At 60.0% G+C, this 16,989-nt stretch carries 21 protein-coding genes; 4 read left to right on the top strand and 17 right to left on the bottom strand.

The genetic code is table 11. The features are described 5' to 3' along the window. Positions 1 to 8: 8 nt before the first annotated feature. From M5B98_RS24395 to ccoN (M5B98_RS24350), 10 genes are all read right to left on the bottom strand, one after another. Positions 9 to 437, bottom strand: coding sequence for a type II toxin-antitoxin system VapC family toxin (locus tag M5B98_RS24395; protein WP_248744238.1), 429 nt, complete (start codon positions 435 to 437; stop codon positions 9 to 11). Next, complete coding sequence (locus tag M5B98_RS24390; protein ID WP_065259746.1) at positions 438 to 692, bottom strand: type II toxin-antitoxin system Phd/YefM family antitoxin; 255 nt, start codon at positions 690 to 692, stop codon at positions 438 to 440. 171 nt (positions 693 to 863) lie between these two features. Next, on the bottom strand, positions 864 to 1,847 hold the full coding sequence (gene ccoP, locus M5B98_RS24385; RefSeq protein WP_085711941.1) for a cytochrome-c oxidase, cbb3-type subunit III: 984 nt from the start codon (positions 1,845 to 1,847) through the stop codon (positions 864 to 866). Next, positions 1,844 to 2,029, bottom strand: coding sequence for a CcoQ/FixQ family Cbb3-type cytochrome c oxidase assembly chaperone (locus M5B98_RS24380; protein WP_003175465.1), 186 nt, complete (start codon positions 2,027 to 2,029; stop codon positions 1,844 to 1,846). Before M5B98_RS24380 ends, ccoP (M5B98_RS24385) begins: the two co-directional genes overlap by 4 nt. A gap of 6 nt (positions 2,030 to 2,035) precedes the next feature. Next, the gene (ccoO, locus tag M5B98_RS24375; RefSeq protein WP_007905434.1) at positions 2,036 to 2,644 is read right to left on the bottom strand and encodes a cytochrome-c oxidase, cbb3-type subunit II; all 609 of its coding nucleotides are present in this window, start codon (positions 2,642 to 2,644) and stop codon (positions 2,036 to 2,038) included. Beyond that, positions 2,644 to 4,086, bottom strand: coding sequence for a cytochrome-c oxidase, cbb3-type subunit I (ccoN, locus tag M5B98_RS24370; RefSeq protein WP_085711942.1), 1,443 nt, complete (start codon positions 4,084 to 4,086; stop codon positions 2,644 to 2,646). The genes ccoO (M5B98_RS24375) and ccoN (M5B98_RS24370) overlap by 1 nt, the downstream gene beginning before the upstream one ends. A 481-nt stretch (positions 4,087 to 4,567) precedes the next feature. Further along, complete coding sequence (ccoP, locus tag M5B98_RS24365; protein WP_248744237.1) at positions 4,568 to 5,521, bottom strand: cytochrome-c oxidase, cbb3-type subunit III; 954 nt, start codon at positions 5,519 to 5,521, stop codon at positions 4,568 to 4,570. Further along, positions 5,518 to 5,715: a cbb3-type cytochrome oxidase subunit 3 gene (locus M5B98_RS24360; protein ID WP_085690240.1), complete on the bottom strand. Its 198-nt coding sequence runs from the start codon at positions 5,713 to 5,715 to the stop codon at positions 5,518 to 5,520. Before M5B98_RS24360 ends, ccoP (M5B98_RS24365) begins: the two co-directional genes overlap by 4 nt. A 5-nt stretch (positions 5,716 to 5,720) precedes the next feature. Further along, entirely contained in the window at positions 5,721 to 6,329 is a 609-nt protein-coding gene (ccoO, locus tag M5B98_RS24355; protein ID WP_007960355.1) for a cytochrome-c oxidase, cbb3-type subunit II, read from the bottom strand. A gap of 10 nt (positions 6,330 to 6,339) precedes the next feature. Further along, the gene (ccoN, locus tag M5B98_RS24350; RefSeq protein WP_011333291.1) at positions 6,340 to 7,764 is read right to left on the bottom strand and encodes a cytochrome-c oxidase, cbb3-type subunit I; all 1,425 of its coding nucleotides are present in this window, start codon (positions 7,762 to 7,764) and stop codon (positions 6,340 to 6,342) included. A 95-nt stretch (positions 7,765 to 7,859) separates the two neighbouring features. On the opposite strand from ccoN (M5B98_RS24350), the gene M5B98_RS24345 reads away from it, so the two are divergent. The 3 genes from M5B98_RS24345 (at position 7,860) to M5B98_RS24335 (ending at position 10,358) form a co-directional block, all read left to right on the top strand. Then, positions 7,860 to 8,540, top strand: a complete 681-nt coding sequence (locus tag M5B98_RS24345) for an alpha/beta family hydrolase (RefSeq protein WP_248744236.1) — start codon at positions 7,860 to 7,862, stop codon at positions 8,538 to 8,540. 1,005 nt (positions 8,541 to 9,545) lie between these two features. Further along, on the top strand, positions 9,546 to 9,911 hold the full coding sequence (locus tag M5B98_RS24340; protein ID WP_134826027.1) for a DUF6124 family protein: 366 nt from the start codon (positions 9,546 to 9,548) through the stop codon (positions 9,909 to 9,911). Between the two features lie 87 nt (positions 9,912 to 9,998). Continuing rightward, complete coding sequence (locus tag M5B98_RS24335) at positions 9,999 to 10,358, top strand: DUF6124 family protein (RefSeq protein ID WP_248744235.1); 360 nt, start codon at positions 9,999 to 10,001, stop codon at positions 10,356 to 10,358. A gap of 90 nt (positions 10,359 to 10,448) precedes the next feature. Here the strand turns inward: M5B98_RS24335 and M5B98_RS24330 are convergent, their stop codons facing one another. The 5 genes from M5B98_RS24330 to inhA all read right to left on the bottom strand — a co-directional run bounded on the left by M5B98_RS24330 (position 10,449) and on the right by inhA (position 14,618). Further along, positions 10,449 to 10,868: a type II toxin-antitoxin system YafO family toxin gene (locus M5B98_RS24330; protein ID WP_248744234.1), complete on the bottom strand. Its 420-nt coding sequence runs from the start codon at positions 10,866 to 10,868 to the stop codon at positions 10,449 to 10,451. Positions 10,869 to 10,874: 6 nt separating this feature from the next. Next, positions 10,875 to 11,021: a hypothetical protein gene (locus M5B98_RS24325; RefSeq protein ID WP_165369536.1), complete on the bottom strand. Its 147-nt coding sequence runs from the start codon at positions 11,019 to 11,021 to the stop codon at positions 10,875 to 10,877. A 208-nt stretch (positions 11,022 to 11,229) separates the two neighbouring features. Beyond that, positions 11,230 to 12,795 carry a methyl-accepting chemotaxis protein gene (locus tag M5B98_RS24320; RefSeq protein ID WP_085711948.1) on the bottom strand — a complete coding sequence of 522 codons (1,566 nt, stop codon included), beginning with the start codon at positions 12,793 to 12,795 and terminating at the stop codon, positions 11,230 to 11,232. Positions 12,796 to 12,897: 102 nt separating this feature from the next. Further along, complete coding sequence (locus tag M5B98_RS24315) at positions 12,898 to 13,689, bottom strand: CPBP family intramembrane glutamic endopeptidase (protein ID WP_248744233.1); 792 nt, start codon at positions 13,687 to 13,689, stop codon at positions 12,898 to 12,900. Between the two features lie 242 nt (positions 13,690 to 13,931). Continuing rightward, complete coding sequence (inhA, locus tag M5B98_RS24310) at positions 13,932 to 14,618, bottom strand: isonitrile hydratase (protein WP_248744232.1); 687 nt, start codon at positions 14,616 to 14,618, stop codon at positions 13,932 to 13,934. Between the two features lie 88 nt (positions 14,619 to 14,706). On the opposite strand from inhA, the gene M5B98_RS24305 reads away from it, so the two are divergent. Beyond that, entirely contained in the window at positions 14,707 to 15,690 is a 984-nt protein-coding gene (locus M5B98_RS24305) for a GlxA family transcriptional regulator (RefSeq protein ID WP_248744231.1), read from the top strand. On the opposite strand, the gene M5B98_RS24300 is transcribed toward M5B98_RS24305, so the two are convergent. Continuing rightward, positions 15,659 to 16,558 carry an alpha/beta fold hydrolase gene (locus M5B98_RS24300; protein WP_248744230.1) on the bottom strand — a complete coding sequence of 300 codons (900 nt, stop codon included), beginning with the start codon at positions 16,556 to 16,558 and terminating at the stop codon, positions 15,659 to 15,661. The two genes, M5B98_RS24305 and M5B98_RS24300, sit on opposite strands and share 32 nt — an antisense overlap. Positions 16,559 to 16,568: 10 nt before the next feature. Further along, a complete protein-coding gene (locus M5B98_RS24295) occupies positions 16,569 to 16,958 on the bottom strand; it encodes a hypothetical protein (RefSeq protein ID WP_119427495.1) in 390 nt (129 codons plus the stop codon). Positions 16,959 to 16,989: the final 31 nt, after the last annotated feature.

Raw genomic sequence — 16,989 nt, 5'->3', positions numbered from 1 at the left:
AGACGAAATCAAAAGGTATCGGCATTTCTGCTGTCCCACGGATTGATCAATGCAACGCCACTGGATTCAAAGTCGGCGACATTGCGAGTGACCACCGTCAGGCCATGCACCAATGCCGTTGCAGCAATCAACGCATCACTTTCATTGGCCTGATCTGGCACATGAAGGCGCGCACATCGCAGAGCGACGGCCGCATCGACCGGCAGGATTCTCGCATCGAAGGCCGGCATCACATGACGCTTGAGCCACGTGCGCAGAACCTTTCCTTGAGCCGGGTCGCGACGCTCCATGCGAAGGACGCCGGTCTCCAGTTCCTTCAAGGTAATGGCCGAGATGAACATGCGGGGGGCAATGACGGTTCTGGCCCAGGCGACAACGTTTTTGTCGGCCTGGGGTTTGCGCAGTTCGGAAATCACATTGGTGTCGAGCAAGTACATTCAGGACAGATCCACGGGGCGGTGAGTGATTACGGCACGCTCGGTTTCGAACTCGATGTCTGCCGCTTCAGGCATGACCAACAGATCGACAATGCTCGCGTTGAGGCCGGTGAGTTTTTCGTACTCCTCAATGCTTAGCAGTACGTGGGCGGGCTTGCCACGGTCGGTGATGATTACCGGCCCGTTGCGCGTGGCTTTTTTGGCACTGCTTGTGTCCTGATTGAATTCGCGGCTGGAAATGGTGGTGATGGCCATCATTGCGACCTCTCCTGAAGAAGGAATGTAGCAACGTTACTACCGCTTCTGGCATCTCACAACCGAGAAGGCTTGACGAGCCTGACCGCTGGTCGGCCATTCAAAGGGCAGAAACAAAAAGGCCCCGCCAGTTCTCACTGGCGGGGCCTTTTTTTGCTTCAAGCGTTGGCCTTACTGGGCCTCGGCTTCCGGTGCTTTTTCACCATGGGACAGGCTGTAAACATAAGCCGCCAGCAGGTGAACCTTGTCGTTGCCTTGCAGCTGTTCCTGAGCAGGCATCTGGCCCTGACGGCCGTAACGGATGGTCTGTTGCAGTTGCGCGAAGCTCGAACCGTAGATGAACGCGGCCGGGTGGGTCAGGTTGGGTGCGCCCATTGCTGGCGTGCCTTTGCCTTCCGGACCGTGGCAGGCCACGCAGTTGGCGGCGAACAGTTTCTGGCCGTTGGCCGGGTCTGCCTTGGTGCCTTCCGGCAGCTTGCGGCCATCGAGGTTGGTCAGCACGAAGGCCGCCACGTCGGCCACGCCTTGCTCACCGATCACTTCCGCCCAGGCCGGCATCACCGCGTGACGACCGCCCATGATAGTGGTCTTGATGGTTTCCGGCTCGCCGCCCCAGCGCCAGTCGGCGTCGGTCAGGTTAGGGAAGCCATAAGCGCCCTTGGCGTCGGAACCGTGGCAGACCGAGCAGTTGGAGGCGAACAGACGCCCACCCATCTTCAGGGCTTGCGGATCCTTCGCGACTTCCTCGATCGGCATTGCAGCGAACTTGGCGAAGATCGGACCGAACTTGGCGTCCGAGCGAGCCATTTCCTTTTCCCACTCGTGAACGCCGGTCCAGCCGGTCTGGCCGTTGGCGAACGGGGTCTGCTTTTCGTTATCGAGGTAGTTGTAGCCTGGCAGCAGACCTTTCCAGCTGCCCAGGCCCGGGTACAGCACCAGATAACCCAGGGCGAAGACGATGGTGCCCACGAACAGCATGAACCACCATTTCGGCAGCGGGTTGTCGTACTCCTCGATCCCGTCGAAGGAGTGGCCGACCGTCTCGTCGGTCTGCTCGGTGCGCTGGCCCTTGCGGGTCGACAGCAACAGCCAGGTCAGGGAAAAGATCGTACCGAGACTGAGGACTGTGACGTACAGACTCCAGAATGTAGTCATTCTTTGTTACTCCTAGAAGCTTGCTCGACGTGCTTGATGGCTTCGGGATCATCCGCGAAGGGCAGCAAGGTCGCGTCTTCAAACTCCGACTTGCGCTTGGGGCTGAACACCCACAACGCCAGACCGATGAAGGCAACCATCACGACAACGGTGCCCAGGCCTCGAATCATCCCGATATCCATTAAGAATCACCGTTTGCTTTTGATGATGGTGCCCAGGCCTTGCAGATAGGCCACCAGCGCGTCCATTTCGGTTTTACCCTTCACAGCGTCTTTTGCACCGGCAATGTCTTCGTCGGTGTAAGGGACGCCGAGCGTGCGCAACACTTCCATTTTCTTGGCCGTGTCTTTGCCGTCGAGCTTGTTTTCCACGAGGAACGGGTAAGCCGGCATTTTCGACTCAGGCACGACGTTGCGCGGGTTGTACAAGTGCGCACGTTGCCAGTCATCGGAGTAACGACCGCCGACACGGGCCAGGTCCGGGCCGGTACGTTTGGAACCCCACAGGAACGGGTGATCCCAGACGCTTTCACCGGCGACCGAGTAGTGGCCGTAGCGTTCGGTCTCGGCACGGAACGGACGGATCATCTGCGAGTGGCAGCCGACACAGCCGTTGGCGATGTAAACGTCGCGGCCTTCCAGTTCAAGGGCGGTGCGCGGCTTCATGCCTTCGACCGGCTTGTTGGTGACGTCCTGGAAAAACAGCGGAACGATTTGGGTCAGGCCACCGACGCTGACGGCGATGACCATGAAGAAGGCCAGCAGGCCAATATTCTTCTCGACAGCTTCATGCTTCATCAGTGAGCTCCAACTACGGCGATCTTGGCGGCGGCTTCAGCTTCAGCCGGGTCCGAGGCGCGAACGGTGCGCCACACGTTGTAGGCCATCAGGAACATGCCGCTGGCGAAGAACGCACCACCCAGGGCACGAACGATGTAGCCAGGGTGGCTGGCCTGCAGCGCTTCAACGAACGAGTAGGTGAGGGTGCCGTCGTCGTTGATTGCACGCCACATCAGGCCTTGAGTGATGCCGTTTACCCACATCGAAGCGATGTACAGCACGGTACCGATGGTCGCGAGCCAGAAGTGCGCGTTGATCAGACCCACGCTGTGCATCTGCGCGCGGCCGAACAGTTTCGGGATCATGTGGTAGATCGCGCCGATCGAGATCATCGCTACCCAGCCGAGCGCGCCGGCGTGTACGTGGCCGATGGTCCAGTCGGTGTAGTGCGAGAGCGAGTTGACGGTCTTGATCGCCATCATCGGACCTTCGAAGGTCGACATGCCGTAGAACGCCAGGGAGACCACGAGGAATCGCAGGATCGGGTCGGTGCGCAGCTTATGCCAGGCGCCCGACAGGGTCATCATGCCGTTGATCATGCCGCCCCAGCTTGGCGCCAGCAGGATGATCGACATCGCCATGCCCAGCGATTGTGCCCAGTCCGGCAGCGCGGTGTAGTGCAGGTGGTGCGGGCCGGCCCAGATGTACAGGGTGATCAGTGCCCAGAAGTGCACGATCGACAGGCGATAGGAGTAGATCGGACGTTCGGCCTGTTTCGGCACGAAGTAGTACATCATGCCCAGGAAGCCGGTGGTCAGGAAGAAACCCACGGCGTTGTGGCCGTACCACCACTGGATCATCGCGTCGGTCGCACCGGCGTAGGCCGAATAGGACTTGAAGAAGCTGACCGGCAGCGAGGCGTGGTTGACGATGTGCAGCATCGCCGTCACGACGATGAACGCGCCGTAGAACCAGTTACCCACGTAGATGTGTTTGGTCTTGCGCTTGGTGATGGTGCCGAAGAACACCAGACCGTAGGTGACCCAGACAATGGCCAGCAAAATGGCGAGGGGCCATTCCAGTTCCGCGTATTCCTTGGTGGTGGTGTAACCCAGCGGCAAGGTAATGATCGCGCCGACAATGACCGCTTGCCATCCCCAGAAGGTGAAGGCCGCGAGGCTGTCGGAAATCAGTCGCGTCTGGCAGGTTCGCTGCACGACATAGTAGGAAGTGGCAAACAGTGCACAACCACCGAAGGCGAAAATCACCAGGTTTGTGTGCAACGGGCGCAGGCGTCCAAAGCTCGTCCACGGCAGACCGAAGTTCAACTCCGGCCAGACCAGTTGCGAGGCAATGAAGACACCGAGCCCCATGCCAAGGATCCCCCAGACCACCGTCATGATGGCGAACTGGCGGACTACCTTATAGTTATAAGCAGTCGGACTGATTGCTGTGCTCATTCTAAGGTTCCACGGTTTGGGTGTTTTATTAGGATTAAAATCGGCCGCAAGTATGTAGAAAGCAGGGGGTCAATGCAACGCGCCATGACCTGGGTCAATGCTTTCCAACGCTGATTCTGCGGCCTTTCCATGCGCCGCGTAAGGACAAAATTGCCCTCGGGCAAAATGTCGCAGCGGACGAAAAAAGCGAGGGGTTCCGGTCGGATGTAACGGGGTGTGTTCGAACGCTCGGTTCGGGTGACGGACGGTAATCGGCACGACAGCCGGTATCTACCGGCCTTTGCGGCCATGTCAGTCAGCCGATTCGTTCAACGCCTCGCTCGGGGTCGACCTGGAACCGGCACGGGCCAGTCCGCATCGAGCAAGCGTAGACCCGAATCCGGGGAACCGAAAGGAGAGGGCAAGAAGGGGTGCGACAATGCGTCGCAAAGAGGCTGGAAACTGCCGCACTGGAAACGTGCGGCAGTGTTGTACTCAATGATTACTTCTTGTTGTCTTCAGTAATCAGTTTTTCTGTATTCAATCCATGGCTAAGGCTGTACACATAAGCCGCCAGCAATTGCACTTTATCGTTGCCCAACAGCTCGTTCTGAGCCGGCATGTGGCCCTGACGACCGTGGCGAATGGTCTGCTCAAGCTGGGTCAGGCTGGTGCCATAGATAAATCCGGCCGGGTGCGTCAGATTCGGCGCACCCATGGCTTCAGTGCCCTGGCCGGTTGCCCCATGACAGGCTACGCACATGGTGCTGAACGTCTGCTGTCCGGCTTGCAGGTCGGCCTTGTTGTCCGCCGGCAGTGGCAGCCCGGCCAGTTCGTGACGCACGTAAGCAGCGACGTTTTTCACGCCCACCTCACCGAGTGACTCGCCCCAGGCCGGCATCGCCGCGATCCGGCCACCCATGATGGTGGTCTTGATCGTCTCGGCACTGCCGCCCCAGCGCCAGTCCTGGTCGGCGAGGTTAGGGAAGCCGAAGGCGCCCTTGGCGTCCGAACCGTGGCACACCGAGCAGTTGGACGCGAACAGACGGCCACCCATTTTCAGCGCCTGCGGATCCTTCGCCACTTCTTCCACCGGCATCGCGGCGAATTTGGCGAAGATCGGCCCGAACTTGGCGTCGGCCTTGCTCATTTCCTTTTCCCACTCGTGAACGCCGGTCCAGCCGTCCTCGTAGCCGGGCAGGATGCCTTTCCAGTTGCCCAGGCCCGGATAAAGGATCAGATAGCCCACGGAAAACACCAGCGTGCCGGCGAACAGCATGAACCACCACTGCGGCAGCGGGTTGTCGTACTCCTCGATGCCGTCGAAGCTGTGGCCCATGGTCTGGTCGACGCTGCCCTTGGTCTCGCCCCGACGGGTGCCGACCAGCAGCCAGGTCAGGCCGATCAGGCTGCCGATGGTCAGTACGCAGATCCACGTACTCCAGAAGGTGGTCATGGCCGGGTACTCCTTGTTTCAGATGCTTGGGTTGGGTCGGGTTGCGGCTCGTCGGCAAACGGCAGCAGGCGCGCTTCGGCGAATTCCGGCGTGCGCTTGCGGTTGAACACCCACAGGGTCAGGCCGACAAAGGCCACGAACACCACGACCGTGCCGAGGCCGCGAATCAGCCCCGCGCTCATTTCTAAGGCCATCTCGATCACCTCTTGCTCTTGATCGCAGTGCCGAGCACTTGCAGGTAGGAGACGAGGGCGTCCATTTCGGTCTTGCCCTTGAGGCTGGCCACCGCGCCGCTGATGTCGTCGTCGGTGTACGGCACGCCGAGGGTGCGCATGACCTTGAGCTTGGTTTCGGTGTGGCTGCTGTCGACCGGTTGGGTGACCAGCCATGGGTAGGCCGGCATTTTCGATTCCGGCACAACGTTGCGCGGGTTGTACAAGTGCGCACGGTGCCAGTCATCCGAGTAACGTGCGCCAACCCGGGCCAGGTCCGGACCGGTACGTTTCGAGCCCCACAGGAACGGGTGATCCCACACGCTTTCACCGGCGACCGAGTAGTGGCCGTAGCGTTCGGTTTCGGCGCGGAACGGACGGATCATCTGCGAGTGGCAACCCACGCAGCCTTCGCGGATGTAGATGTCGCGGCCTTCCAGTTGCAGCGCGGTGTAGGGCTTCATGCCTTCCACCGGTTTGTTGGTCACGTCCTGGAAGAACAGCGGGACGATCTGGGTCAGGCCGCCGATGCTCACGGCGAACACCATCAGCAGCATCAGCAGGCCGACGTTCTTTTCAATCGTTTCGTGTTTCATGGCGGACTCCTCAGGCCATCTGCGCGGCAGCAACGACGTCAGCAGGCTGCGAGGCCCGCACGGTGCGCCAGGTGTTGTAAGCCATCAGGAACATGCCGCTGAGGAAGATCGCCCCGCCAATCAGCCGCACGACGAAGCCTGGGTGGCTGGCCACCAGGGTTTCGACGAAGGAGTAGGTCAGCGTGCCGTCCTCGTTCACCGCACGCCACATCAGGCCCTGGGCGATGCCGTTGACCCACATCGAGGCGATGTAGAGCACGGTGCCGATGGTCGCGAGCCAGAAGTGCGCGTTAATCAGGCCGATGCTGTGCATCTGCTCTTTGCCGAAGACTTTCGGGATCATGTGGTACAGCGCGCCGATGGAAATCATCGCCACCCAGCCGAGCGCGCCGGCGTGTACGTGGCCGATGGTCCAGTCGGTGTAGTGGGAGAGGGCGTTCACCGTCTTGATCGCCATCATCGGACCTTCGAAGGTCGACATGCCGTAGAACGCCAGCGACACCACCAGGAAGCGCAGGATCGGGTCGCTGCGCAACTTATGCCAGGCGCCCGAGAGGGTCATCATGCCGTTGATCATGCCGCCCCAGCTCGGTGCCAGCAGTACCAGCGACATCACCATGCCCAGCGACTGTGCCCAGTCCGGCAGCGCGGTGTAGTGCAAGTGGTGCGGGCCGGCCCAGATGTACAGGGTGATCAGCGCCCAGAAGTGCACGATCGACAGGCGATACGAATACACCGGACGTTCGGCCTGTTTCGGCACGAAGTAGTACATCATCCCGAGGAAACCGGCGGTGAGGAAAAAGCCTACGGCGTTGTGGCCGTACCACCATTGCACCATCGCGTCGGTCGCACCGGCGTACACCGAGTAGGACTTGGTGAAGCTCACCGGCAACTCGAGGTTGTTGACGATGTGCAGGATCGCCACGGTGATGATGAACGCGCCGAAGAACCAGTTGCCCACATAAATGTGCTTGGTCTTGCGCTGCATGATCGTGCCGAAGAACACGATGGCGTAGGCGACCCAGACGATGGTGATCAGGATGTCGATCGGCCATTCCAGCTCGGCGTACTCCTTGGAACTGGTGTAACCCAGTGGCAGGCTGATGGCCGCCAACAGAATCACAAGCTGCCAGCCCCAGAAGCAGAACGCGGCGATTTTCGGCGCAAACAGCTGGGTCTGGCAGGTGCGCTGCACCGAGTAGAACGAACTGGCGAACAAGGCACAGCCGCCGAACGCGAAGATCACCGCGTTGGTGTGCAGCGGGCGCAGGCGTCCGAAGCTGGTCCACGGCAGGTTGAAGTTGAGTTCGGGCCAGACCAATTGAGCCGCGAGAAAAACCCCGAGCCCCATGCCGACGATGCCCCACACCACCGTCATAATGGCGAATTGGCGGACCACCTTGTAGTTGTAGGCGGTACTGATAGAAGTGTTCATGGTTCCCCATCCACGGTTCAGCCGAAGTGAGCGCGCGCAGAAAACGCCGCGAATCCTTCGCCTGGAGTTATAGGCAGACTAAAAGCGAGGCAAGCATGGACAAACAGCACAAGGCCAGTATTGACGGGGATCAATGGGCGCAGTGCCTGCGGGATCACGGGTGGCTTTGGGATGCGGCTGTTGGGGAGGCTTCGGCGACGCTCATTCTTGCCCATGGTGCGGGGGCGCCGATGGACAGTGAGTGGATGACGGATGTGGCTGGGCGCCTTGCTGGGCTTGGTATCAACGTGTTGCGGTTTGAGTTTCCTTATATGGCGCAGCGGCGGGTTGATGGGGTTAAGCGTCCGCCGAATCCGGCGCCTAAGTTGCTCGAATGTTGGCGTGAGGTTTATGGCTTGGTGCGACTTCATGTCGCTGGGGTTTTGGCGGTTGGCGGGAAGTCGATGGGGGGGCGGATGGCCAGTCTTCTTGCCGATGAGCTTGGCGCTGATGCTTTGGTTTGCCTGGGTTATCCGTTTTATGCGGTTGGGAAGCCGGAGAAGCCTCGGGTTGAGCATCTGGCTGGGTTGAAGACTCGGACGTTGATTGTTCAGGGGGAGCGGGATGCGCTTGGCAATCGGGACGCTGTCGAGGCTTACGATCTATCGCCGAGTATTCAGGTGTTTTGGCTGGCCTCTGGGGATCATGATTTGAAGCCGCTCAAGGTTTCCGGGTTTACGCATGAGCAGCATTTGGCTGCCGCCGCGCAGAAGGTAGCCGAGTTTCTCAAGCACTGATCGAGATTTTGAACCGCATGAAGATCGGCTCCCTTTCCCCCTCGCCCCCCTGGGGGAGAGGGTTGGGGTGAGGGGGTAGATCTTGAGCGCGACACACTTTCGATCTGTGTACATATCCGTTGCTGCGGTTAAGCCCACCTAGGGTTTCGCCCTTACGGCGACTCACTTTTTTTACAAACGCCTAAAAAAAGTAAGCAAAAAAACGCTTGCTCCTACGTTCGGCCCGCTCGCTAAGGCTCGGGGTTCCTTCGCTCCGGGATTCATCCGGGGGGCATCGCCTACGGTTTGCTTCGCTGCACCTCCTCTCGATGTGTTTGGCTGCGCCAAACGGTCGCTGCGCTCCCACCCCCGGATAAATCCCTCCACTCAGCCTTCCGACGTCGCCCGTGGATCAAGATCAAAAGCTGCAGCCGAGCTAACGCTCATCCTGTTGAGTGGTGAAAAGCCGATTGAAGTGCCGTTCAAAACCTGAGTTCAACTCGGTATCCCACGTCGGCGTACCTCGTCCAAACACCTCGGTCAGTTCCCTCTCCCTCGGGGCGGTCCGACGTTTCGGGAGGGCTAGGGTGAGGGGAAAGATTTCACTGGCACACTACCAAAACTGAAAACTCCCTCAGCCCAGCATTTCCAGCAAATAAACACGATCGCCTGACCGTGTTTAAAGTACACGAACCGTTACGCCATAACGGCTACAACACCTTGCGTCGTTGCCTACGCGTACGCCAGAATCCGCCGGCTTACGCGGCTTGGAGAGGGCTATATCGTTTCCCTGTCACTGAAAAACAGTGATCGGGTTTGGTAGCCCGTTTCTTGACAGCCGTGTGGCGTCCCTTATGCAGTCTCATTTTTGAGGCTGAGTTTTATATGGTGGCCATGCGTGGGGCTCCTTCGGGGGCGCCGGGGGTTTCTCTGTCTTGACCGGTCTACCAACCCACGTGTGGCCGCCACCCATCGTTTGGTAGCGAAAGTGACGGCTCTTCAATTCTTTCAAGATAGAGAGTCCGTATGTTCAAAATTACGCCAAACCCACCAGAAACCGATTCAATCCCCTACGACGCCGCACTCGAAGCCGAAAACATAAAAACGGCAACCGAGCGGGCGATCAATCATTACCTTGATCCTGGGGCGCAGAAGACGTCCAAGCCATCGCGCAAGCCGGGCAGGATCTATCTGGTCAATCCAACGGTGGATGACGAGACGCTGCTGGTCGAAGCGTGCGAAACGCTGTCGTCGGCCAGTGACATGGCCCGGGATATCGGCGACACCGTCGATCCGTCGCAGCGCAAGGCGATGCAGATTCTGCAGCAGGTCATCATGCTGAGTGAGCTGCTGGTTAATCGTGTGCTGGATAACCATCACGTCTCGCGGTAGTTGCCGCCTCGGTGAGGGGCTTGTCCCCTCACTGCCTGGCAGTCCTCTATAAAAGTCCTCAAGCGACTCTTTCCGGAGTTCCAGCTGATGTCCAAGACCGTCATTCCACCGTTAGAAGATCCGGTGTCCCCCTACGAATTTCCCGATTCAAGAAAACTCCACGACGCGGCCGAACGCGCCCTCGACTATTACCTGACCCCCGCAGCCAAGATCATGGCCACGCCCTACACCCCAAACGACATGTTCAGGGTCAACCCGCAAATTGACACGGAGTCCTTGCTGGCCAACGCCTGCGAATCCCTCGCGTCAGCCACGGTCATGCTCGGTGATTTTGCCGGCCTGCTGGAAGGGCCGAACCGCAAGACGCTGTTGGGCATTGCGCAAGTCGTGATGTTGGGCGAGTTGGCGGTGAATCAGGCGCTGGATAACCTCGTGCCGAAGGAGTAAGTACCAAGACAAAAAAACCCGGAAGCTCTCGCTATCCGGGTTTTTTCTGCATTGCTGTAGGCAAGATCCGAGAGCTGGCAGGTCAGTTGATTAAAAGTCGTCGAGGTCGGGATAGATGACTTTCCCCACGACCCATGGCTCAACAATCTCGCAATGCACCGTACGCAGAAATGAACCCCACTCACTCCGGTTATGGGCATCCGGGCCAGTGATTGTCAGCAAAAGGTATTCATCCCGGAAAGCATCGTAGGCGTAGATAAGCCAGAAGTCGTTGTCAGGATCGTCAACCAGGGCAGTTCGATAATACTGGCGGTCTATTTTTGCCCACCGCGCCTGGGTCGCTTGGGTACTGGCCAGGTGGATGTGATGCATATCGCTGAGGTCGAGTCGTTCGTCTCGCCCGAAAATAGCAGGCAGTTCACCGCACACTTTGTAGTTATAAAAATGAGCGGCGAAGTTTTCCCAGTTGTTGATTTGTTCGAAAAGCGCAGAGATTTTGACTGCTGGCATCTATGGCTACTTTGTTATGGGTAGCTTGCCAGTGATCACATATTTATCGAACGCTTTCTGCCCATCACGCGCGGCTTGCCGGACATCAAGAAAAGTCAGTTCATCGCGAATGACTTTTTTAACCGGCTTGTCGATCTTTCTGGTGGTGGCCATCGGAGCCTCCAAAGGAGATGTATTCATACTGACCAGCTTAAGGGATTGGATTTCTACCGGCAAACGATAGAACTGACCCCAAAGGTGCACCAGTCAGCGGATTCTGGCGTGCTTGTAGGGCATAGCGCCCCGATGTGTAGTCATGCCGTAAGCCACAATAAAAAACCCGGAAGCTCTCGCTATCCGGGTTTTTTGTATTGCAGAACAATCAGCGGTTAAACCGCTCCACCAACGAATATTGCGTATTAGCCGTCTTGGTCAGCTCTTCACTCAGCAACGCCGAGTTATGCGCCTGTTCCGAGGTCTGGTCCGCCAGTTCCGAGATGTTGCTGATGTTGCGGCTGATTTCTTCAGCCACGGCACTTTGCTCTTCGGTCGCGGCGGCGATCTGGGTGGTCATGTCGGTGATGTTGGCCACCGCTTCGCTGATGCCCACCAGGGCCTGGTCCGCTTCCAGTACCCGCGCTACACCTTCTTCCGCCTGGCGATGGCCGGCTTCCATGGTTTGTACGGCGCTGGAGGCGGTCTGTTGCAACTTGGCGATCAGGGCGTGGATCTGGCCGGTGGATTCGCTGGTGCGTTGCGCCAGTTGGCGGACTTCGTCGGCGACCACGGCAAAACCACGGCCCATCTCGCCGGCCCGCGCGGCTTCAATTGCGGCGTTGAGTGCCAGCAGGTTGGTCTGGTCGGCGATGCCTTTGATCACGTCGACCACGCCGCCGATTTCGTCGCTGTCCTTGGCCAGTTGGGTGACGGTCAGGCCGGTTTCACCCACGACTACGGACAGGCGCTGGATGGCTTCGCGGGTTTCGCCGGCGATGTCGCGGCCGCGACCCGTCAGGCGGTTGGCTTCCTGGGTGGCGTCGGCGGTGCGTTGGACGTGGCTCGCCACTTCCTGGGTGGTGGCGGCCATCTGGTTGACGGCGGTGGCGACCTGTTCGGTTTCCACGCGCTGACGTTCCAGACCGCTGGAGCTGTTGTGCGCCAGGGCGTCGGACTGTTTGGCCTGATCGGTCAGGTGCTCGGCGGTGTCCTGCAGACGGGTCAGGCAGGTTTTCAGGCGCGCTTCCTGGCTGAGGATCGACATCTCCAGACGCGCCTGGGCGCCACGGCTGTCGGTGTACATCTGCGCGATCAACGGGTCGGACGTGGTCTGCTCGGCCAGGCGCAGCAGGCGCTTGAGCCCGCGTTGTTGCCATTGCAGGCCCAGCAGGCCCAGCGGCACCGACAGACCGGCGGCGAGGGCGAAGCCCCACTGCGAGTTCAGGGTGGCGCCGATCATGAAGCTCAACTGGCTGACCAGAATGAACGGCAGCCAGTCCTGCACGATCGGCAGCCATTTGTCGCTCGAAGGAATCGCCGACTTGCCCTGGTTGATGCGTTGGTAGAGCGCTTCGGCACGGCGGATCTGTTCGGCGGACGGCTTGACCCGCACCGACTCGTAACCGACCACCTGACTGCCATCGAACACCGGCGTTACATAGGCGTTCACCCAGTAATGATCACCGGTCTTGCAGCGATTCTTGACAATGCCCATCCATGGCAAGCCTTGTTTCAGTGTGCCCCACATGTGCGAAAACACCGCCGCCGGGACGTCGGGGTGACGAACCAGGTTGTGCGGCGCACGGATCAGTTCCTCACGCGAAAACCCGCTGATTTCGACGAAAGCGTCGTTGCAGTAGGTGATCACGCCTTTGGCGTCGGTTGTGGAAATCAACCGTTGCTGAGCCGGGAAAGTCCGTTCGCGTTGTGTAATGGGCTGGTTATTACGCATGGTTTTTCAATCCGCAAGGCTTTGAAAGGTTGTCGGCGGGGTCGGCGATTTGTTGAAGTTTTTTTTCATTTATAAGTACGGCGTCGCAAAACGGGGCTTGCCTCAACCCGCGAGCATCGGATAGGTGAACAGGCCGAAATGCAGCAGGTTCAGACCAAAGTGCGTGGCGATCGCTGCAGCAAGCCCGCCAAAACGATAGGCCAGACCATAGCCGAGCCCCGCCAGGCCCGCCAGCAACACCCATTGCCAGCCGGCGCCCACATGCACCAGACCGAACAGCAGGGACGCCAGCAGCAGCGCGAGGTTTTCGCCGTAGGGCAGGTGTTTGAATTGCCGGCTCAGGCCGCCCTGTATATAGCCGCGAAACAGCGCGTCTTCGACCAGCGTCACCAGCAGCAGGTTGTTCAGCACCCACAGCCACGCCTGATCCGGCCATTTCGGCGCCCAGGTGATCATGCCCAGCAGCACTGCGCCACCCAACGCCAGAATCACGCTCAACGTCAGTGCCAGTGCGGTGGCGTAAACCGTCAGGCGCAACGAGCGTCGCGCGACGATCCACGGGCAGACCAGCAACAGCCAGAAGCCGATCAGCGGTTTGTCGAGGTTTACGAACATCGAGAACGGCACGGCGTTGTCGGTGAAACGCTGCGCCGGGATGGCCCGGCCGTTATAGAAGCCCGGCAGCCAGTGCATGGCCAGCGCCACGGCCAGCACGATAAACAGGCCATGACCGAGAAAACGCCCGACCGGCACGGTTTGCTGGCGCACGGCGTAACCGGCGAAAACCAGCAGTGCAATGGAGATCAGCGCCAGCCAGCCGAGCTGGCCGAAACTCAGCGCCAATCCGTAACCAAGGCTGAGAAGCCCGAGATAGAGCCATGGCAGAGCTGTCATGGAAAGTCCTTGTGCACGATTTGTGGACAGGCTTTCTACACGGGTGGGGCCGAGGGGACAAGTGAAGGTGCGGCAAGAAACCGGGACAACATGCAAACCTGTGGCTGACACCGGAACCTGTGAGAGACCTGTGGGAGCTGGCTTGCCAGCGATGGCGTCTGCACAGTCGACATCTTCATTGACTGACTCACCGCTATCGCTGGCAAGCCAGCTCCCACAAGTTCTCGGGTGTGGCTGAAATGTCAGCGCAGGTTGAGCTTCGCCGCCGCGCGTTCGGTTATTTCAGTGCGCAGCCTCAACGACGGCGTTGCACGCTTGCGGGCTTCTTCAACAACCGCACTGGGTGCCGTCTCCGGGCTACCGGAATCAAACGGCGGCGCCGGCGCATATTCCAGCTGCAATTGCACCAGTTGCGCCGTGTCGACGCCGACCAGTTCCTGCGCCAGTGTCAGGGCAAAATCGATCCCGGCCGTGATGCCGCCCCCGGTAAACAGATTGCCGTCACGCACCACCCGATCCTTCACCGCAATCGCGCCCAGTGTCGGCAGCAGATCGTGATAAGCCCAGTGCGTAGTCGCCCGTTTACCCTGCAACAGACCCGCCGCGCCAAGCACCAGCGAACCGGTGCACACCGACGTCACGTAACGCGCCTTTGCGGCTTGCGACTTGATGAATGCCAGCGTCTGCTCATCTTCCATCAACGGCCCGACGCCTGCGCCACCGGGTACGCAGATCACGTCCAGATCCGGGCAGTCCTCGAACGTGGTGGTCGGTTTCAGCAGCAGCCCGGTGCTGGAGTTGACCGGCACCAGATCCTTCCAGACCAGATGCACCTGCACGTCCGGCAGCGAGGCCAGCACGTCATACGGGCCGGTCAGGTCGAGTTGCTGCACCTGGGGAAACAACAGAAAACCGATCTGCAACGCCATGATTCTTCTCCGTGAAAAGGGGTAGACGGCTTCACTGTAGGCGCGTAGGTTTTGGCGCATACGCCAATCAGCCCTCGAATTACGCCAAATGCCGAAAACCATCCACGTACTCGCGTTCGCCAATGTGCAACTGCTCGATGTCACCGGGCCGTTGCAGGTCTTCGCCTCGGCCAATGACATCGCCCGCCAGCAGGGTTTGCCCGCGCCGTACGCGCCAACGGTGATTACCCGCGGTGGCGGGGCGGTGAACTCTTCCGCCGGGTTGGCAATGCTGGCCGAACCGCTGCCGGAACAGCCCAGCGATACGCTGATCATCGCCGGAGGCTGGGGCGTGTATGCGGCCTCCGAAGATGTCGAGCTGGTGAGTTGGGTGCGCGAACATGCGAGCGGATGTCGGCGCGTGGCGTCGGTCTGCACCGGTGCATTTCTGCTGGCCGCCAGTGGCTGGCTCGACGGCCGCCGCGTCGTCACCCACTGGACCCGTTGCGAACAACTGGCGCAGAAGCACCCGCGCTTGCAGGTCGAGCCCAATCCGATCTTCATCAACGACGGCCCGGTCTGGACCTCGGCGGGCGTCACCGCCGGCATCGACCTGGCGCTGGCCATGGTCGAAGACGACCTGGGTCGCGACATGGCCCTGGACGTCGCCCGGCAACTGGTGGTGTTCCTCAAGCGCCCGGGCGGGCAGTCGCAATTCAGCGTGACGCTGTCACTGCAAAAACAGGGCAATCGCTTCGACGATCTGCACGCGTGGATTGCCGAACACCTGACCTGCGATCTGGGCATCCCGACCCTCGCCGAACAGGCCGGTATGAGCGAACGCAGCTTTGTGCGCCACTACCGCGCCGATACCGGCCAGACCCCGGCCCGGGCCATCGAACTGATCCGCGTCGAAACTGCGCGCCGGTTGCTGAGCGATACCGGGTTGCCGGTCAAACGGGTCGCGGCCAATTGTGGATTTGGCAGTGAAGAAACCTTGAGACGCAGTTTCCTGCGGGCCATGGGCGTGACGCCGCAGGCGTATCGGGAGCGGTTTTCGGTCAGTGCCGGAGCAGATCCAGTAATGCCTTGAGTGTTTCGCCCGGCGCTTCTTCGGGAATGTTATGCCCGACACCGGCCAGCACCCGCCGCTCGTAAACTCCGGTGAAATGATGGGCATCTTCATCGTCTTCCGGTGCCGGGCCGACGCCATCATCGGCACCGCACAGCGAAATCGTCGGAACGCTGATCGCCGGTTGTTTCTCCAGCACCTGCTCCATCCACTCCAGCGCCGGATCGCCCGGCGCATACATGAAGCGATGGCGATAAGAGTGAATCACCACCTCGACGAAATCCGGGTTGTCGAACGCCGGTGCGCTCAGCGGATAGCGCTCGGCGTTCCGCGCCCAGGTCGGCGACCACAACTGCCACAGCAACTCGCACAGCGCCCGTCGATTCTGCGTCAGCCCTTCAACGCCACGGGGCGTGTGGAAGTAATACTGATACCAGAAGCGATGCTCGGTCTCGGGATTCAGCGGCTGGATCGAATGCGGAATGTCTTGCAGGTTGTAGCCATCGCCCGTCACCAACCCGCGCACGCGCTCCGGAAACAGCGCCGCGACAATGCACGCCGCCCGACCACCCCAGTCATAACCGCACAGCGTCGCTTGCTCGATACCCAGCGCATCCATCAGGTCCAGCAGATCCTGAGCCAGCGCCGCTTGCTGGCCGGAACGCAACGTGTCCGGGCTGTTGAAACGGGTCGGCCCGTAGCCGCGCAAGTACGGCACGATCACCCGGTAACCCTTGGCGGCGAGGGGCGGGGCGATTTCGTCGTAGGCGCGAGGAGAGTAGGGGAAGCCGTGAAGCAGGATGACCGGCGTGCCGTTTTCCGGGCCGTGATGCTCATAGGCGATGGTCAGACTTTCGGTCTTGCAAAACTGCATCACGGCTTGGGTCATACGGGATTCCTCAAGTTTCAGCTTCCGCCACCTGATTGAAATACTTGCTGCGATCCGGCGTAAACGTCACCACCATCTTCGTCCGCGAGCAGGTCATGACCCGCTCTGCACCCAGATCGATATCCAGATCTTCCCCACGCAACCCCTGCCACTGGGCGAGGTATTTCAGCGATCCGTACTTTTCATTCTTCTTCAGGCTGCGGCTGACCCCGCCTTTCCAGCCCAGCACCGGCAGTTCATCGGCGCTGCAGCGTTGGGCGAGGTCGGGAAAGCGGGCGGCGCGCTGGCGGCCGATTTCCCAGCATTTGATCAGGCCCTTGTCGGCGGCTTCCCACAGTTCGTCGCGGGTCAGGCCCGTGCGCAGAGGGGAATCGATGGGGCGGTGGATGCGTTGGCTCATTCTGGTTCCTTGAATCGGGTTTTTATTGGAC

This window comes from Pseudomonas sp. MWU12-3088 (assembly GCF_023242405.1).
Classification (GTDB): domain Bacteria; phylum Pseudomonadota; class Gammaproteobacteria; order Pseudomonadales; family Pseudomonadaceae; genus Aquipseudomonas; species Aquipseudomonas kribbensis.
Note: the sequence above shows the minus strand (reverse complement) of the source record. Positions and strands in the feature narration are given on the sequence as shown.